The sequence below is a fragment of the Nonomuraea sediminis genome, assembly GCF_018531495.1.
In the GTDB taxonomy this organism is placed as follows: domain Bacteria; phylum Actinomycetota; class Actinomycetes; order Streptosporangiales; family Streptosporangiaceae; genus Nonomuraea; species Nonomuraea sediminis.
In genome coordinates this window covers 1-15,228 of the sequence record NZ_JAHDTI010000029.1, presented here as the reverse complement: position 1 = coordinate 15,228, position 15,228 = coordinate 1, and the positions used below count along the sequence as shown (strand labels likewise).

Genomic DNA, 15,228 nt, shown 5'->3' with positions numbered 1-15,228 from the left:
GTTTTCACTGCGATACCACGAAACGTGTCGCTAGAATCACCGAGCGTGACATCGCCATGTGGGCGGGCAGTTGGGTCAAAGAAGGACTCGCCAATCGCTCTGCGTGGCGGTATGGTCACTTCGGGTGATGCCGCATATGGCTCAGAAAAGCCGCACGCTACGGGCCATAGGGGGACATCCGTGACACGCGCAAAGGCAGTCGCAGGATCGCGAAGCCGGTCCACACGGAGGAGAGGCCGCACAAATGTCAGCTCGTACACCCGAGGCCGAGCCACTGCTCACGCCCGCTGAGGTCGCGACCATGTTCAGGGTCGACCCCAAGACCGTTACGCGGTGGGCGAAGGCGGGCAAGTTGACGTCGATTCGTACCCTCGGCGGTCACCGGCGCTACCGGGAGACCGAGGTTCGCGCACTGCTCGCGGGGATTCCGCAGCAGCGCTCGGAGTAGAGCCCCCCTGCCTCAGGGGGGTTGAACGACGTCGTGTCGTAATGGGGAGTTGGCGCCGCCCGCCCGGCGCCATCCTTCCTCACCTCAGGTGGCCGCTCAGCCGAGCTGCTCCTGAACCAGCAGTTCGAACAGCCGGCGGACGTCCTCATCGTAGTTCGCGGCGACACCCAGTAGCGCGATCATGTGGTCGACGAGCATCTTCTCGAGCGTGGGGCGCTCGATGTCGCGATGTTCGAGCCAGTCGAGGCCCGCGGTCTCGACCGAGGCGATCCACGAGCGCAGGGTCGTGCGCAGCACCGGGCTCGGCGCCTCGACCCGCATCTGCTTCTGGATCATGCGGAACAGGCGCCGCCGTACCCCGTCGACGATCTCGCCGACCTCGCCCGCCCTGTTGGCGGGCCCGCCGCGCAGCAGCGCGGCGAATCCCGCGGCGTGCTCCTCGACGAAGTCGAAGTACCGCCTCAGCCCGGAGGCCAGTTCGTCGAGCGGCCTGCCGTGCTCCTGCGGCCGCAGCCGCGACTCCAGTTGCTCGGCCGCGCTCTTCAACGCGGCCACGTAGAGCTCCTGCTTGCCACCGAAGTAGTGGTAGACCAGGGCTCTGGACGCTCCGGCCGCCGAGGCCACGTCGTCGATCGAGACGTCTTCCGCATCCCGCGTGCTGAAGAGCTCCAGGGCGGCCGTCATGAGCTCCTCACGCCGGCGATCAACACTCAGCCGCCGCCGGGGAGCCCGGGTACCTGGTGTCACATCTGCACAGTAGCCGACGCCGAACCCGATAGCTGACCTGTGGGGGCGCGGTCAATATCAGCTTTACCCGAACCGAGGCCGTACCCTGCGGCGGACTCGATCGTTTGGTGAGACAGGTGCCCAACTTCGCATCGCGGGGGAGACACATGTCAGGACCGCCCGTCAACACTTCAACTATCGCCGAGCTCCGAGAGGTAGACGGTTTGCCTCGGCCCAGACCCACCATCCGTAACGTCGCCGAGCGTGCCGGCGTCTCCAAATCGCTGGTATCTCTCGTGCTCCGGGGCTCGCCGCACGTGAGCGAGCACCGGCGCCAAGCCGTGCTGCAGGCCGCACGCGAACTCGGCTACCGGCCGAACGCGGTGGCGCGCAGCCTCGTCGAGGGCCGCACGCACCTCGTCGGCGCGCTGGTGGCCGACCTGCACAACCCGTTCTACGCCGAGCTGCTCGACGGACTGCAGGAGAGCCTGCACGGCGACGGCCTGCGCATGCTGATCGGCAACAGCCAGTGGGATCCGGCGTTCGAGGACGAGGCCGTGGAGGCGTTCCTCGAGCTCAGGGTCGACGGGCTGGTGCTCTTAGGCATCGCGCCGACCAGCGAGACGCTGATCGAGGCCACCAGCTACACCCCGACGGTCGTCGTCGGGGAACGTGACATCGAGCTCGACGGCGTCGACGTCGTGGTCGACGACGACCAGCTCGGCGCCCGCCTGGCCATCGACCACCTGGTCGAACTCGGCCACAAGCGGATCGCGCACATCGAGGGCGTGCGCTCCTCCCGCTGCGAGGGCTACCTCGTGGCGATGCGCAGGCACGCCCTGGCTCCGTACATCATGGTCGAGCACGCGGAGTCGACCGAAGAAGGCGGCAGGCAGGCGGCCATCGCCCTGCTGACCCGCGAACCCAGGCCTACGGCGATCTTCGCCGCCAATGACGTGGTAGCGCTCGGCGTGCTCTCGGCCGCCGGCGAACTGGGCCTGCGAGTGCCGGAAGACTTGTCAGTGGTCGGCTACGACAACACCCTCCTGTCGTCATCCCGCCACGTCTCGCTCACCTCCGTCGACCAGCCCCGCCGCACCATGGGCCGGTCGGCTGCCGCCCTGCTCAGCGACCGGATCGGAGATCCCGGCAAGGTCGCGCGGCTGCGGCAGGTGACTCCTGATCTGATCGTGCGACGCAGCACGGGACCCGCCCAATAGCGCGCCAAGGCCTGGTCAACACCCTCGGCCCCCTGGACTCCCGGGAGTTAACTACTCAGGGTCACTACGTCTGATCCGGGGGAACAGTCATGCGTGATCCTGAATTGGTGTCGTGCGCCCAGCGAGCCGCCGCCGAGCTCGAGCGGGCCTGGGCGCACTATCGGGCGGGCCGAGGGAGGGGCACGGACGTCGGCGCGGAATCCGTCGCCAGCTACGTCGCCCACTCCCTCGACCACCCGTGGGGTCGCCCGCGCGTGGTACTCGGGCTCGACGCCGAGGACGCACGGGAGCTGGCGGCACTGCTCCAGCGCCAGGAGGTTGGCGAACACGTCTGGTGAACGGTCACGATGACGTAACGTGGGGTGCATGCGTGCACTCCCAGCCTCCGTCCTGACTCTCTGCGCCCTGACCGCCGCCGCGTGCGGTGGTGTCGCCGAGGGTGACGCCGCCGCGCCGGGTAGAGCCCCCCTCCAGGCACCCGCCGCGCAGGCAGGAAAGCCCGCCGCCAAGCCGGTGGCCAAGCTCGCGGCCAAGCCGCTGCAGGGCAAGGTCATCGTCATCGACCCCGGGCACAACGGGGGCAATTATCGCGCGCCCAAGCAGATCAACCAGCTGGTCGACGTGCTGACCAAGAAGAAGCCCTGCGACACGACCGGCACCGACACCGTCAGCCACTACACCGAGGCCGCCTTCTCCTGGGACGTCTCCAACAGGATGAAGAAGATCCTCCAGGACCGGGGCGCGACGGTGAAGCTGACCAGGTCCGACAACGACAGCGTGGGCCCGTGCATCACCGAGCGTGCCGCGATCGGCAACAGGGCCAAGGCCGACGCCGCGCTGTCCGTGCACGCCGACGGCGCCGCCCCGAAGGACCATGGCTTCCACGTGATCATGCCGAAGAGGATCAACGGCCCGGTCGACGCCGTGGTGGGCAAGTCCCGCACCTTGGGCCTGGCCGTCCGCGACGCCTTCATTCAGGGCACCGGCATCCCTTACTCCACCTACATCGGCAAGAACGCCCTCAACTTCCGCGACGACCTCGGCGGGCTCAACCTGTCGACCGTGCCGAAGGTGTTCGTGGAGTGCGGCAACATGAAGAACCCCGGTGACGCGGCCAAGTTCCAGGACCCGCGGTTCCGGCAGAAGATCGCAATGGCGCTCGCGAATGGTTTGCAGCACTATCTGAAGGCATGATCCCTCGCCCTCGGCTGCGCAGCGACCTGTCAGGTTCCTACGAGCTGTCCACCGGCGCGATCGTCTCCGGCCCCGCCGACCTGATCGATCCCGTACGGCTGGCGCTGCCCGCCCTGGACCTGCGCCCGGGTGACGCCGGGGCGGTGGATCTGCGGCTCGACCAGGAGCTGGGGCCCGAGGCCTACCGGCTGACGGCCGGCTCCCGCGGCGTGGAGATCGCGGCGGGCGGTCCCGCGGGCGCCTTCTACGCGGCCCAGTCGCTGCATCAGTTGCTGCCCGACGAGTCGTTCCGTGCCGTGCCCGGCGGGCCGTGGCACGTTCCCGGCGTGCGGATCGAGGACGCGCCGCGCTTCTCCTGGCGGGGGCTCCACCTGGACGTGGCCCGGCATTTCCTGCCCAAACGGGAGGTGCTCCGGATGGTGGACCTGATGGCGGTGCACAAGCTGAACCGTCTGCACCTGCACCTGGTCGACGACCAGGGCTGGCGGGTGGAGAGCCCGGCCTTCCCGCTGCTGCACGAGGTGGCCTCGCACCGGCCGCGCACGGCCACCAACCACTGGCGCGAGCCCGACACCTACGACGACGTGCCGCACGGCGGCCACTACACGCTGGCGGACCTGGCCGAGATCGCCGCCTACGCGCGGGCCAGGGCGGTCACGATCGTGCCCGAGATCGACGTGCCGGGGCACGCCTCGGCGATCCTGGCGGCCTACCCGTCGTTCGCCTCCCGGCCGGGCGAGTACCGGGTGCTGGACCGGTGGGGCATCTCCCCCGGCATCCTGTCGCCGCTGCCGCCCACGGTGGAGTTCCTCACCACGATCTTCGACGAGCTGCTCGGCGCGCTGGGCGAGACGCCGTACGTGCACATCGGCGGCGACGAGGTGGTGCTGGACGACTGGGCCGCCTCGCGGGAGATCACCGCCTACCGCGAGTCGCTCGGCCTGGGCTCGGCGGCCGAGCTGCAGGCGTGGTTCCTGCGCCGGCTGGCCGATGTGCTGGCCGAACGCGGCACCAGGGCCGTGGTGTGGGACGAGGCGTTCGTCAGCGGCGAGCTGCGGCCCGACACGCTGGTGATGCCCTGGCGCGGGATGGGCGTGGGCCGCAGGGCCGCCGCCGCCGGCCACGACGTCATCGCCACGTCAGTCTTCCCGCTGTACTTCGACTACGCCGAGTCCGCCACGCCCGACGAACCGATGGCCATCGGCGACACGATCACGGTCGCCGACGTGGCCGCCTTCTCCCCCGCTCCCGCCGGCTGGGCCGCGCAGGAGCGCGAGCGCGTGGTCGGCGCCCAGGCCCAGCTGTGGAGCGAGCGCATCACCGACCCGCGGGTGCTGGACTACCGCGCCTGGCCGCGCGCCTGCGCGCTGGCCGAGGTCGCCTGGTCCGGCGCGGCCGGCGACGACTTCGACGTACGGCTGGCCGAGCACCTGGGCCGCCTGGACGCGATCGGCGTCGAATACCGCCCGCTCGACGGCCCCAAGCCGTGGCAGCGCAGGCGCCCGCACCGCCCTGGCGTGGTCCGGGTCTCCGACGTCATGAACCATCTGGAGCAGATGACCCGCAGCGCCGAGTCGACCAGGCCGAGCATGTAGCCCCTGGCTAGGCGGTCTTGCCGATCACCTCGGTGACGGACTTGTGGCCGTGGCGGCGCAGGCGCCGGGACAGCTGGCGGTGGATGCGGGAGGCCCACAGCGGCCCGCCGTACACCCAGCCGGTGTAGCCCTGGACCAGGGTGGCGCCGGCGAGCAGGCGCTCCCAGACGTCGTCGACGTCCTCGACGCCGCCCACGGACACCAGGGTGAGCCGGTCGCCGACGCGGGCGCGCAGCCGGCGCAGCACCTCGAGCGAGCGGGCCTTCAGCGGGCGGCCCGACAGGCCGCCCGCCTGGCCGCCGTGCCTGATCGTGGTGTTGGTCGCGATGATGCCGTCGAGGCCGAGCTCGATGGCCAGGTCGGCGACCGCGTCCACGTCCTCGTCGGCCAGGTCGGGGGCGATCTTGACCAGCAGCGGGGTGCGGCGGGGCGTGGCGTCGGCCACGTCCTTGACCGACTTGAGCAGCGGGCGCAGCAGCTCGACGGCCTGCAGGTTGCGCAGGCCCGGCGTGTTGGGCGAGCTGACGTTGACGACCAGGTAGTCGGCCAGCGGGGCGAGGATCTTGGCGCTGGTCACGTAGTCGGCGGCGGCCTCGGACTCGGGCACCACCTTGGTCTTGCCGATGTTGACGCCGACCACCACGGGCAGGCCGCGGGTGCGGCGCAGGCGCCTGGCGGCGGCCGCGGCGCCGTAGTTGTTGAAGCCCATCCGGTTGATGACCGCGCGTTGCGACACCTCGCGGAACAGGCGGGGGCGCGGGTTGCCCGGCTGGCCGTGCGCGGTGATCGTGCCGACCTCGACGTGGCCGAACCCGACCGCGGCCACGCCCTCGGCGCAGGCGGCGTCCTTGTCGAAGCCGGCGGCCAGGCCGAGCGGCCCGGGGAAGTGCACGCCGAACGCGCTGACGCGCAGGGCGGGGTCCTGGGGCGCCAACGCCTTGTAGAGCCACCGCTTGACCAGCGGCAGCGTGGACAGGACGGCGAACGCCCGTACGGTGAGGTGGTGCACGGTCTCGGCGTCGAAACGGCGCAGGACCAGCGCGAACAGCATGCGGTACATCAGGGGTTCAGGTTACCAATCCCGCCTCATGGGCGACGATCGCGGCTTGCACCCGGTTGCGCACGTCGAGCCGCGTGAGGATGGCGCTCACGTAGGCCTTGACCGTGCCCTCCACGATGTGCAGCTCGCGGGCGATCTCGGCGTTGGACATCCCGGCGCCGAGCAGGGCGAGCACCTCCCGTTCCCGCTCGGTGAGGCCTTCGATGCGGTCGCGGGCCTGGGCGCCGCGGGCCATCCGGCCACCGGCCAGCTGGCTGATGACCCGCTGGGCGACCTTCGGCGACAGGTAGGCGGCGCCGTCGGCCACGGCGTGGATGCCGGCCAGCAGCTCGCGCGGGTCGCCCGACTTCAGCAGGAAGCCGCTCGCGCCCACGTCGAGCGCCTTGGCGATGTAGTCGTCCTCGCCGAACGTGGTCAACATCACCACGGCGGTGCGCGGGGCCACCCGCTTCAGCTCCGCCGCCGCGGACAGGCCGTCCAGCTTGGGCATGCGGATGTCGAGCAGGACGACGTCCGGGTGGTGGCTCAGGGTGAGATCCACGGCCTGCCGGCCGTCGGCCGCCTCGGCCACCACGTCCAGCTCGGGGTCGGCGGCCAGGATCGCCCGGACGCCGGCGCGGATCATGGCTTCGTCGTCAGCCAGCAGCAGTCGGATCACGCCCTCTATATTGGCCGACATGGCACAGGTGAAGGTGTACGGCCGGCGTGAGGTGTGGGCGGGACGGCAGCGGGAGATCTCGGACGCGCTGCAGGCGTGCCTGGTCAGCGCGTGGGGCATCCCCGAGGACAAGCGCTTCCACCGCTTCTTCCTGATGGATCCCGACGACTTCGTCTGCCCGCAGCGCTCCGAGCGCTACCTGATCGTCGAGGTGGTCTGCTTCACCGGGCGCAGCGACGAGGCCAAGCGCGCTCTGGTGCGGGCGATCTCCGAGGTGTTCGACGACGTCGAGATCACCGTCATCGAGATGCCCATGGTGAACTGGGGGATCCGCGGCGTGCCCGCGGAGGAGCTGAGCCTGCCGTACAAGGTAGAGGTCTGACCCCAGTAATCTCCGGGGTATGAGCACTCACTATGACGTAGTCGTCCTCGGCGCTGGGCCCGGCGGGTACACGGCCGCCGTCCGCGCCGCCCAGCTGGGTCTCCGCGCCGCGGTGATCGAGGAGAAGTACTGGGGTGGCGTCTGCCTCAACGTGGGATGTATCCCCTCCAAGGCGCTGCTGCGCAATGCCGAGCTGGCGCACATCTTCACCAAGGAGGCCAAGACCTTCGGCATCTCCGGTGAGGTGAGCTTCGACTACGGCGCCGCCTTCGACCGCAGCCGCAAGGTGGCCGACGGCCGCGTCAAGGGCGTCCACTACCTGATGAAGAAGAACGCCATCACCGAGTACGACGGTCGCGGCACCTTCCTTGACGCCAACACCCTCCAGGTGAACGGCGAGACGATCACGTTCGACAACTGCATCATCGCCACCGGCGCCACGACCCGGCTGATCCCCGGCACCTCGCTGTCGGATCGCGTGGTGACCTACGAGGAGCAGATCCTCAGCGACCAGCTGCCCGGCTCGATCATCATCGCCGGCGCGGGCGCGATCGGCGTCGAGTTCGCCTACGTTCTGCACAACTACGGCGTCAAGGTGACGATCGTGGAGTTCCTCGACCGGGCCGTGCCGACCGAGGACGCGGAGGTCTCCGCCGAGCTGGCCAAGCGCTACAAGCGGCTCGGCATCGAGGTGCTCACCTCCACCAAGGTGGAGGGCATCGAGGACACCGGCTCGAACGTGCGCGTCACCGTCTCGCGTGACGGGCAGCAGCAGGTCCTGGAGGCCGACAAGGTGCTGCAGGCGATCGGCTTCGCGCCGCGCGTCGACGGTTACGGTCTGGAGAAGACCGGCGTCGCCCTGACCGACCGCGGCGCGATCGCCGTCGACGGCCGCGGCAGGACCAACGTGCCGCACATCTACGCCATCGGCGACGTCACGGCCAAGCTCATGCTGGCCCACGCCGCCGAGGCGATGGCCATCATCGCTGCGGAGACGATCGGCGGCGCGGAGACCATGGAGGTGGACTTCGTGATGATCCCGCGGGCCACCTACTGCCAGCCGCAGATCGCCAGCTTCGGCTACACCGAGGCCCAGGCCCGTGACCTCGGCTACGACGTCAAGGTCGCCAAGTTCCCCTTCACCGCCAACGGCAAGGCCCACGGCCTGGGCGACGCCAACGGCTTCGTCAAGATCATCTCTGACGAGCAGTACGGCGAGCTGCTCGGCGCCCACCTGATCGGGCCCGAGGTGACCGAGCTGCTGCCCGAGCTGACCCTGGCCCAGCAGTGGGACCTGACGGTGCACGAGGTCGCCCGCAACGTGCACGCCCACCCGACCCTCGGCGAAGCGGTCAAGGAGGCGATCCACGGCCTGGCCGGTCACATGATCAACATGTGACCCGTCGCGTACGCGTAGGAGGCCGCCACCACGGTCTTGGCCACCTCCACCTCTGCCTCGTCGCGCGGGGCGTAGAACATCACCACGTTGACGCCCCGGTCGTACAGCGGGTGCTTCTCGCCCCACCCCGAGGCCAGGAACGCCGCGTGGTCGGCCGGATCCAGGCTGAGGTGGAGGCTGCCGTCGGCGTGCACGTGGACGAACTCGGCGCTCTGGCGCGGCGGCATCAGGACGGCGTCCCGGGCCGCCGCGGGCGTGAACACCGCGTAGCTGGTCGGCACGGAGATCTCGCTGCGGCCCGTGACGGTGCCGGGCAGCGCGGACAGCCACTGCCTGACGCTCTCGCGGATCTCGGGCGGGCTGGTCTGGGTGAACTGGATGTGGGGCACTTCGGGGCCCGTCTCGGGCCTGTCCCCTGTGCGCTCGGGAAGCTCCATGCCTCCACGGTACTTTCCCAGGTATAGTAGTTACCTAGAGGATAGTGCCTAGGAGTTCGCGTGACCGAGGACGCCTGCCCCATCAGCCCGGTGGTCGACCTGCTGTTCAGCCGGTGGACCACGCCGATCATCTGGGTGCTTGAGCACCACGGGCGGTTGCGCTTCAACGAGTTGCACCGGCTGCTGCCGTCGATCACGCCCAAGGTGCTCACGCAGCGGCTGCGGCAACTGGAGCGCGACGGGCTGGTCGTCCGCACCTACCACGCCGAGATCCCGCCCCGGGTGGAGTACGAGATCAGCGACCTGAGCAGGACCCTCGTGCCCGTCTTCCGCACCCTGCACGGCTGGTCGGAGGAGCACCTGGCCGAGGTCGCGGCCGCCCGCGAGGCCTACGACGCCGCGGCTGGCTAGGGTGTCGGGCATGGAGCACCTGTACGAGCGGGCCGTCTTCGGCGGCGACGCCGCGGCTCTTGACGAGGCCGACCGGCGGCTCGACGCGATGGAAGCCGACCTGTGCATGAAGCGGGGGCGGGTGGCGCACGCCCGCTTCGTCGCCGGGGAGGGCGAGAGCCCGGACGAACTGCCGCTGTTCGAGCGGGCCCTTGAGCTCTACCGGCGGCTCGGCCACGTGCGCGGCCAGGGCGAGGCCCGGTTCTGGATCGGCTGCTTCCAGCAGGTCGTCCGCGGGGAGACCGGCTCGGAGGAGCTGACACGGTCGCTGGAGCTGGCCCGCCGGGCGGGCGACGAGCTCACCGCCTCCTACGCGCTGCGCCACCTCGGCATCGCCGAGCACCACGCGGGCAACCTGCCGCAGGCCCGCGAACTGCTCGAGGAGTCGGTACGGCTGCGCCGCTCGCTGGGCTTCCTCCCAGGAGTCGCCGCGAACCTGGTCGGTCTCGCCTACATCACCGCCGCCGAAGGTGGAGACCCCGCCAAGATCCTCGACGAGGCGACGGACCTGGCCTCGACCTCGGGCGCCGACGCCATCACCCGCCAGATCGAGGAGGCCCGATCTCACCTCCAGGGATGAACCGGCCGCGGCTCAGCCTTGCAGGCCGAGCCAGAACGCCGCGGGGATGAAGGCGACCACCAGGCCGACGGCCCACCAGCGCGGTGCGGGCCCTTCCCGCAGCACCCTGATCCCGAGCGGTGCCATGGCCACGATCAGGCCGGCGACGGCCACGAACGAGATCGGGTCGCTGCTGCCCTTCAGCACGCCGAGCGGCAGCCCGAGCCCCAGCGCCAGTGCCGCGCACCGCCAGACGGGCAGCGCCTTGGCCCTGAACGCGCCGATCGCCAGCACCAGCCACCCGCCCATGATCGCGACGTTGACCGCCTTGAAGACGTGGAAGGCGCCGTAGGTCGACTCCACGACCTTCGTGGCCTGGGCGAGCCCGAGCACGTCCACCAGGTGGAAGGCCAGATGGCTCACCCCGAGGTGGAACGCCCGGCCGAACAGCCCGAGCACCACCAGCGTCAGCCCCCACCTCCCCCATCCCGGCCCGCACAGCCTGGCCACCGCGGTGGCCGCGGGCCACAGCAGCACCACGCCCACCGCGAACAGGCTGTAGGACACCACCATCCGCTCAGGTTCCCTGGCGTAGGCGGCCAGCTGATAGGGGAAGAAGTCCCCACCCACGTCGACCCGGGTCAGCACGCCGGCCAGCAGGAAGAGCGGTCCGAGCAGCAGCCCCACACCCTCGACCCAGCGCCCCGGCACAGAAGTTGTGTTCATGCGGGAAATCCAACCGTCGCGGCGTCCCCGCCACATTGGCGCCAGGACGAGGGTTCATGGGTAGTGCCAGCACTACCTGAACTTGCCAAGCCCGTTCTTGTGGGAGAAAGATCGCTTTCATGGACTTCGAACTGACCCCGATCGGGGTGGTCCGTTCCCCGCTCACGGACGCGTCCGCGGCCCCCAAGCAGGGCACGGAAGGCGGTCCCGAGGCCAGGCTGGAGTTCGAGGAGTCCGTGCGCGAGGGTCTGAAGGACATCCGCCCCGGCGACCGCCTGATCGTGCTGACCTGGCTGGACCGCGCCGACAGGAGCGTGCTCGCCGTTCGCCCGCGCGGCGACGCCGCCAAGCCGCTCACTGGCGTCTTCAGCACCCGCTCTCCCCACCGCCCGAACCCGATCGGCCTCCACCCGGTCACGGTGCTGGCGGTCTCGGGCACGACCCTCCTGGTCAACGACCTGGAGGCACTGGACGGCACCCCCATCGTCGACCTCAAGCCGGTGATCGGCTAGTCGGGCCTGGTCGCCCTGTCGAACGTCTCGACCAGCTCGTCCGCGCAGGCCTCCGGGTCCGGCTCGTCGAGCAGCCGGGATGCCGCCGCGTCGATGGCGGCCCGCAGGGTCATGGCCATCAGCCGGCTGTCGAAGCGCCGGAACGCCCCGCTGCGCTGGCCGTGGTCGAACATCGCGGCCAGCCTGTCCGCGGCCGCGTCGCTCTCGGAGTCCCATCCGGGGACACCGTTGAGGACGATCTGCTGGAGCGCCCGCACATGGCCGGGATAGGCGGCCAGGAAGGCCACGTTCGAACGGATGAAGGCCACCAGCTGCTCGCGGGCGCCTTCCGCGGCGTCGAGCGCGGGCCGCATGAACGCCGCCGCGTCCGCGACCACCTGGCCGGAGATGGCCGCCATCAGCTCGTCCTTGCTGGAGAAGTGGTAGGAGATGAGCCGCTTGCTGCTCAGCCCCGCCTGCTCGCAGATCGCCTCGAACGTGGTCGCGGCGTAGCCGCGCTCGGCCAGGACGGCGATGGTCGCCTCCATGATCTGGGCCTTGCGGGCCTGAGTGGCCGCCTCCCTGGTCGCCGCGCGCATCACCCCAGCTTGCCACGCCTGGCATAGGCCTGCCGTACGGCGGGGCGGTTGACCAGGACGGCGACGGCGATCAGCAGCAGGCCCACCACGCCCTGCTCGGCCTTCATCCAGACGGGGAACCCGCTGTCGGGCGCGACGATGATCAGCACGATGCCCAGCGGCGCGATCATCGATATCCACCGGATCCGCAGGTAGGCCGACCTGCTGCCGCGCCTGGCCTGACCGGTCAGCGAGATCAGCCAGGCCGAGGCGGCGGCCACCGCTCCCCCGCGCACCCAGACGGGCCATTCCGCGCCGAGCACCGCGGCGACACCGAGGGCCGCCACCGAGACGACGAGCATCGCGACGAACAGGTTCCGCAGTTTGTTATCCATGCGAATAAATTTATTCGCGTGGATAAATTGCTGTCAACCGTCAATGACAGCCGCGCGGCCTGGGGCGGCTCCGGCGCGGCGGAAGCGGAGGGTGAGGATGAAGGTGGCCAGCAGGGTGGTCATGAGGGCGTCGCCGACGTGCAGGAGGTAGAGGCCGATCGGGTAGCCCTCGTGGAGCACCGAGCCGGCGATCATCATCGCCTGGAAGCCGAGCCAGATCAGTAGCGCGTACCCGAAGGCCTGCCTGCGCGTGCCGGCCTGGAGCCGGTTGAGCAGCACCGCCAGGATGACGATCTCCAGGACGTTCCTGCCGAGCTGGGCGACGAGTTCCCAGGCGTGCGGCGGCGCGGGGGCAACACCGCGGAGCGAGGCCCACACCCCGCCGAAGACGATGTAGTACACGGCGCTGGCCACGAGCGTCGTCACCGCCGCCGCCCCCACGGCCCAGTAGTTGACTCTCATCGTTGGAGCTCCTTTGTCCAGGAAGTTGCCTGTCAGGGGCCATCGTGATCGGGGTCACACAGCGGCAGCAACGACGTTCTCGTCATGCCAGCGATGAGCCTCACGCATCGATGCCGTGAGCAGAGCGCCGTTGTTCCGGCCGGCCCGGCCGCCGACGATGAGGGGCATGAACCTTTGGCTGACGAATGCCCGGCTGTTCGATGGCACCGGCGGGCCGGTCCGCGCGGGTGCGGGGATCCTGATCGAGGACGGGGTGATCACCCGGATGGGGCGTGCCGCGGATGCGGTGCCACCCGGGGCGGACGTGATCGACGTGGCCGGCCGTACCGTCATGCCGGGGATGATCGACGCGCACGCGCACGTGTTCGTGAAGCCGCCGCGGCCGGAGGAGGGGGCGGAGCCGCTGTGGCCGGAGACGAGCGCGCACTTCCTGGGCGCGCGGCTGCGGGAGACGCTGCGGATGGGGTTCACCACGCTGCGCGACGTCGGGTCGTACGGCGACGCGGTGGTGGCGGCGCGGCAGGCGATGCGGTACGGGGCCTTCCGCGGGCCGCGGCTGCTGACGTGCGGCCGGATCGTGTCGGCGACCGCGCCCGGCGGCCGGTTCTTCGACGGGATGTACCGCGAGGCCGACGGCCCCGACGAGGTGCGCAAGGCGGTGCGCGAGCAGCTGCGGCGCGGCGCTGACTTCGTCAAGGTGATGACCACCGGGGCGCGCTCGGTCGAGCTGGAGGACCCGCTACCCGCGCAGCTGACCGAGGCGGAGGTGGCCGCGGTGGTCGACGAGGCGCACCGCCTCGGCTACCGGGTGGCCGCGCACGCGGAGGGGCTCGCGGGCACGGAGCTGGCCGTCAGGCTCGGCGCGGACACCATCGAGCACGGGATGTACCTGCACCAGCGCCCCGAGCTGCTGGACCTGATGGCCGCCGCAGGCCAGGTCCTGGTGCCCACCCTGTCGTGCTACTACGGCGTCGCCGAGGAGCCCGGGTGGACGCCGCGGCTGGCCGACCTGGCCAGACGGAATCTCGACGAGGCCTGCCGTACGCTCGAAGCGGCCCGTACGGCGGGCGTCCCGATCGCCCTGGGCCACGACTGGCAGCCGTTCTCCGACGCGGCGACGGAGATCGTGCGCATGGTCCGTCACGGGATGAGCCCCGCCGAGACCCTGGTCGCGGCGACGGCGACCGCGGCACGCGCGCTCGGGCTGGACGACCGGCTCGGCACCGTCGAACCCGGGAAGCTCGCGGACCTGGTCGTGGTGGACGGCGACCCGCTGGCCGACCCGGGCGTTCTGCGCGATCGCGCGCGGATCTGGCTGGTGCTTCAGCTGGGCGAGCCGGTGTCCGGCCAGACCATGGAGGCGAACGCGCGGACCGCGGCGGTTTCGCGCTCGGCGGACCAGATCAGCGCGCTCTCCAACGGCGGCAGCCCACGCAGCGGGATCACGCGGACGCCGGGATGAGTGTAGTAGTCGGCCAGCGAGGCCACCGTCGGGTGGACGATCTCGCCGCGCGCCACCAGCGACAGCACCTCGATCATCCGCCCCTCCGCGCCGCGGCGCCTGGCCGGGAGCGGGTAGACGACCTCCAGCGTCTCGGGCGGCAGCATGCCGGTGGCGTCGATCACGTGCTCGCCGCCGAGGTCCTCGAGGGTGGCGTAGCCGCGCTCGGCCAGCGGGTGGCCGTCCCGCACCGCCAGCGCGCGCTCCTCGCGCATGAGGACGGGGCCGACGACCAGGTCGGGCTGCCGGATCGGCAGCCAGTGGGCGACGGCGTCCAGCTCGCCGCGGCGCAGCCGGGGCAGCGCCTCGCCGGGGAACGCCTCGTACACCACGACCTCGCACCCCGGGTGAGCCGTGGTGAAGGCCCGGACGACCTGCGAGAACGACGGGCCGCCGGCGGCGAAGTTGAGCAGGCTGACCCGCAGCTCGCCGGTGATCCCCGAGGCGATCTCCCTGGCCTCGGCCAGCGCCAGGTGGATCTGGTCGAACCCGGGGCGCAGCCCGTCGCGCAGCCGCTCACCCAGCGGGGTCAGCCGCACGCGACGGGAGGTGCGTTCGAACAGCCGCCCGCCCACGCGCGTCTCCATGGCGCGGATGGTCTGGCTCACCCGCGACTGGGACAGGTACATCCGCTCCGCGGCCCGGCCGAAGTGCAGCTCCTCGGCCAGCGTCTCGCCTGTCCAGGAGCGGGTGCTGCTGGAGCATTGCGGGCATGCGCGTTTTGTCTGGAACCTCGCGGTCGAGCAGCACGCCCACTGGCGTCCAGGCCTGAAGTCCGCGCCCGGGTTCGCGGAGCAGTGCCGCCAGTTGACCGAAGCGCGAGCAGACAACGAATGGCTGCGAGCCGGGTCGATCACCGTCCAACAGCAAGCCCTGAAGGACTTCGCGCAGGCCATGGCGAACTTCTTCGGCAAGACCCACCGCAAGCCGACGTGGCGTAAGCGCGG

Annotated in this window: 20 protein-coding genes and 1 pseudogene; 12 read left to right on the top strand and 9 right to left on the bottom strand. The window is 70.6% G+C overall.

The window, feature by feature from the left end; all coding sequences use genetic code 11:
• Positions 1-244 precede the first annotated feature (244 nt).
• On the top strand, positions 245-448 hold the full coding sequence (gene bldC, locus KIK09_RS55995; RefSeq protein WP_013133571.1) for a developmental transcriptional regulator BldC: 204 nt from the start codon (positions 245-247) through the stop codon (positions 446-448).
• Positions 449-544: 96 nt separating this feature from the next.
• On the opposite strand, the gene KIK09_RS55990 is transcribed toward bldC, so the two are convergent.
• A complete protein-coding gene (locus tag KIK09_RS55990) occupies positions 545-1,132 on the bottom strand; it encodes a TetR/AcrR family transcriptional regulator (protein ID WP_214327744.1) in 588 nt (195 codons plus the stop codon).
• 209 nt (positions 1,133-1,341) lie between these two features.
• Here KIK09_RS55990 and KIK09_RS55985 point away from each other — a divergent pair, with 209 nt between their 5' ends.
• From KIK09_RS55985 to KIK09_RS55970, 4 genes are all read left to right on the top strand, one after another.
• The gene (locus KIK09_RS55985) at positions 1,342-2,394 is read left to right on the top strand and encodes a LacI family DNA-binding transcriptional regulator (protein ID WP_250575425.1); all 1,053 of its coding nucleotides are present in this window, start codon (positions 1,342-1,344) and stop codon (positions 2,392-2,394) included.
• Between the two features lie 89 nt (positions 2,395-2,483).
• Positions 2,484-2,732 (top strand): hypothetical protein, encoded by a 249-nt coding sequence (locus KIK09_RS55980; RefSeq protein ID WP_214327742.1) that lies wholly within the window; start codon positions 2,484-2,486, stop codon positions 2,730-2,732.
• A 28-nt stretch (positions 2,733-2,760) separates the two neighbouring features.
• On the top strand, positions 2,761-3,588 hold the full coding sequence (locus KIK09_RS55975) for an N-acetylmuramoyl-L-alanine amidase (RefSeq protein ID WP_214327741.1): 828 nt from the start codon (positions 2,761-2,763) through the stop codon (positions 3,586-3,588).
• Positions 3,585-5,183, top strand: a complete 1,599-nt coding sequence (locus KIK09_RS55970; protein ID WP_214327740.1) for a beta-N-acetylhexosaminidase — start codon at positions 3,585-3,587, stop codon at positions 5,181-5,183. The genes KIK09_RS55975 and KIK09_RS55970 overlap by 4 nt, the downstream gene beginning before the upstream one ends.
• 7 nt (positions 5,184-5,190) lie before the next feature.
• Here KIK09_RS55970 and KIK09_RS55965 read toward each other — a convergent pair whose 3' ends face one another.
• Positions 5,191-6,243: a quinone-dependent dihydroorotate dehydrogenase gene (locus KIK09_RS55965; RefSeq protein ID WP_214327739.1), complete on the bottom strand. Its 1,053-nt coding sequence runs from the start codon at positions 6,241-6,243 to the stop codon at positions 5,191-5,193.
• A 7-nt stretch (positions 6,244-6,250) separates the two neighbouring features.
• Positions 6,251-6,901: a response regulator gene (locus tag KIK09_RS55960; protein WP_214327738.1), complete on the bottom strand. Its 651-nt coding sequence runs from the start codon at positions 6,899-6,901 to the stop codon at positions 6,251-6,253.
• A 19-nt stretch (positions 6,902-6,920) separates the two neighbouring features.
• On the opposite strand from KIK09_RS55960, the gene KIK09_RS55955 reads away from it, so the two are divergent.
• Complete coding sequence (locus KIK09_RS55955; protein WP_214327737.1) at positions 6,921-7,283, top strand: tautomerase family protein; 363 nt, start codon at positions 6,921-6,923, stop codon at positions 7,281-7,283.
• Positions 7,284-7,302: 19 nt separating this feature from the next.
• The gene (gene lpdA, locus KIK09_RS55950) at positions 7,303-8,682 is read left to right on the top strand and encodes a dihydrolipoyl dehydrogenase (protein ID WP_214327736.1); all 1,380 of its coding nucleotides are present in this window, start codon (positions 7,303-7,305) and stop codon (positions 8,680-8,682) included.
• On the opposite strand, the gene KIK09_RS55945 is transcribed toward lpdA, so the two are convergent.
• Entirely contained in the window at positions 8,664-9,119 is a 456-nt protein-coding gene (locus KIK09_RS55945; protein ID WP_214327735.1) for a luciferase domain-containing protein, read from the bottom strand. The two genes, lpdA and KIK09_RS55945, sit on opposite strands and share 19 nt — an antisense overlap.
• 60 nt (positions 9,120-9,179) lie before the next feature.
• Between KIK09_RS55945 and KIK09_RS55940 the strand changes: the two genes are divergently transcribed.
• Complete coding sequence (locus KIK09_RS55940) at positions 9,180-9,530, top strand: winged helix-turn-helix transcriptional regulator (protein WP_214327734.1); 351 nt, start codon at positions 9,180-9,182, stop codon at positions 9,528-9,530.
• Positions 9,531-9,540: 10 nt separating this feature from the next.
• On the top strand, positions 9,541-10,149 hold the full coding sequence (locus KIK09_RS55935; protein WP_214327733.1) for a tetratricopeptide repeat protein: 609 nt from the start codon (positions 9,541-9,543) through the stop codon (positions 10,147-10,149).
• Between the two features lie 12 nt (positions 10,150-10,161).
• On the opposite strand, the gene KIK09_RS55930 is transcribed toward KIK09_RS55935, so the two are convergent.
• Positions 10,162-10,854 (bottom strand): hypothetical protein, encoded by a 693-nt coding sequence (locus KIK09_RS55930; protein ID WP_250575424.1) that lies wholly within the window; start codon positions 10,852-10,854, stop codon positions 10,162-10,164.
• Positions 10,855-10,973: 119 nt separating this feature from the next.
• On the opposite strand from KIK09_RS55930, the gene tsaA reads away from it, so the two are divergent.
• Positions 10,974-11,366: a tRNA (N6-threonylcarbamoyladenosine(37)-N6)-methyltransferase TrmO gene (gene tsaA / locus KIK09_RS55925; RefSeq protein WP_214327731.1), complete on the top strand. Its 393-nt coding sequence runs from the start codon at positions 10,974-10,976 to the stop codon at positions 11,364-11,366.
• On the opposite strand, the gene KIK09_RS55920 is transcribed toward tsaA, so the two are convergent.
• Genes KIK09_RS55920 through KIK09_RS55910 form a run of 3 tightly spaced genes read right to left on the bottom strand, consistent with a single transcriptional unit; the run spans position 11,363 to position 12,780 of the window.
• Positions 11,363-11,944 (bottom strand): TetR/AcrR family transcriptional regulator, encoded by a 582-nt coding sequence (locus tag KIK09_RS55920; protein WP_214327730.1) that lies wholly within the window; start codon positions 11,942-11,944, stop codon positions 11,363-11,365. The two genes, tsaA and KIK09_RS55920, sit on opposite strands and share 4 nt — an antisense overlap.
• Entirely contained in the window at positions 11,944-12,318 is a 375-nt protein-coding gene (locus KIK09_RS55915) for a hypothetical protein (protein WP_214327729.1), read from the bottom strand. Before KIK09_RS55915 ends, KIK09_RS55920 begins: the two co-directional genes overlap by 1 nt.
• 33 nt (positions 12,319-12,351) lie before the next feature.
• Positions 12,352-12,780, bottom strand: a complete 429-nt coding sequence (locus KIK09_RS55910) for a DUF1761 domain-containing protein (protein ID WP_214327728.1) — start codon at positions 12,778-12,780, stop codon at positions 12,352-12,354.
• A gap of 157 nt (positions 12,781-12,937) precedes the next feature.
• Here KIK09_RS55910 and KIK09_RS58855 point away from each other — a divergent pair.
• Positions 12,938-14,062, top strand: a pseudogene (locus KIK09_RS58855) (amidohydrolase family protein); the annotation flags it as partial.
• 41 nt (positions 14,063-14,103) lie between these two features.
• Here the strand turns inward: KIK09_RS58855 and KIK09_RS55905 are convergent.
• Positions 14,104-14,910 carry a LysR family transcriptional regulator gene (locus KIK09_RS55905; protein ID WP_250575423.1) on the bottom strand — a complete coding sequence of 269 codons (807 nt, stop codon included), beginning with the start codon at positions 14,908-14,910 and terminating at the stop codon, positions 14,104-14,106.
• On the opposite strand from KIK09_RS55905, the gene KIK09_RS58850 reads away from it, so the two are divergent.
• Positions 14,867-15,228 (top strand): helix-turn-helix domain-containing protein (locus KIK09_RS58850; protein WP_250575422.1); only part of this gene is annotated, 362 nt, incomplete at its 3' end. The two genes, KIK09_RS55905 and KIK09_RS58850, sit on opposite strands and share 44 nt — an antisense overlap.

Coding starts and splice junctions, on each gene's coding strand:
- bldC (WP_013133571.1), top strand. CDS start 245: ATGTCAGCTCGTACACCCGAGGCCGAGCCACTGCTCACGCCCGCTGAG.
- KIK09_RS55990 (WP_214327744.1), bottom strand. CDS start 1,132: ATGACGGCCGCCCTGGAGCTCTTCAGCACGCGGGATGCGGAAGACGTC.
- KIK09_RS55985 (WP_250575425.1), top strand. CDS start 1,342: ATGTCAGGACCGCCCGTCAACACTTCAACTATCGCCGAGCTCCGAGAG.
- KIK09_RS55980 (WP_214327742.1), top strand. CDS start 2,484: ATGCGTGATCCTGAATTGGTGTCGTGCGCCCAGCGAGCCGCCGCCGAG.
- KIK09_RS55975 (WP_214327741.1), top strand. CDS start 2,761: ATGCGTGCACTCCCAGCCTCCGTCCTGACTCTCTGCGCCCTGACCGCC.
- KIK09_RS55970 (WP_214327740.1), top strand. CDS start 3,585: ATGATCCCTCGCCCTCGGCTGCGCAGCGACCTGTCAGGTTCCTACGAG.
- KIK09_RS55965 (WP_214327739.1), bottom strand. CDS start 6,243: ATGTACCGCATGCTGTTCGCGCTGGTCCTGCGCCGTTTCGACGCCGAG.
- KIK09_RS55955 (WP_214327737.1), top strand. CDS start 6,921: ATGGCACAGGTGAAGGTGTACGGCCGGCGTGAGGTGTGGGCGGGACGG.
- lpdA (WP_214327736.1), top strand. CDS start 7,303: ATGAGCACTCACTATGACGTAGTCGTCCTCGGCGCTGGGCCCGGCGGG.
- KIK09_RS55945 (WP_214327735.1), bottom strand. CDS start 9,119: ATGGAGCTTCCCGAGCGCACAGGGGACAGGCCCGAGACGGGCCCCGAA.
- KIK09_RS55935 (WP_214327733.1), top strand. CDS start 9,541: ATGGAGCACCTGTACGAGCGGGCCGTCTTCGGCGGCGACGCCGCGGCT.
- KIK09_RS55930 (WP_250575424.1), bottom strand. CDS start 10,854: ATGAACACAACTTCTGTGCCGGGGCGCTGGGTCGAGGGTGTGGGGCTG.
- tsaA (WP_214327731.1), top strand. CDS start 10,974: ATGGACTTCGAACTGACCCCGATCGGGGTGGTCCGTTCCCCGCTCACG.
- KIK09_RS55920 (WP_214327730.1), bottom strand. CDS start 11,944: ATGCGCGCGGCGACCAGGGAGGCGGCCACTCAGGCCCGCAAGGCCCAG.
- KIK09_RS55915 (WP_214327729.1), bottom strand. CDS start 12,318: ATGGATAACAAACTGCGGAACCTGTTCGTCGCGATGCTCGTCGTCTCG.
- KIK09_RS55910 (WP_214327728.1), bottom strand. CDS start 12,780: ATGAGAGTCAACTACTGGGCCGTGGGGGCGGCGGCGGTGACGACGCTC.
- KIK09_RS55905 (WP_250575423.1), bottom strand. CDS start 14,910: ATGTACCTGTCCCAGTCGCGGGTGAGCCAGACCATCCGCGCCATGGAG.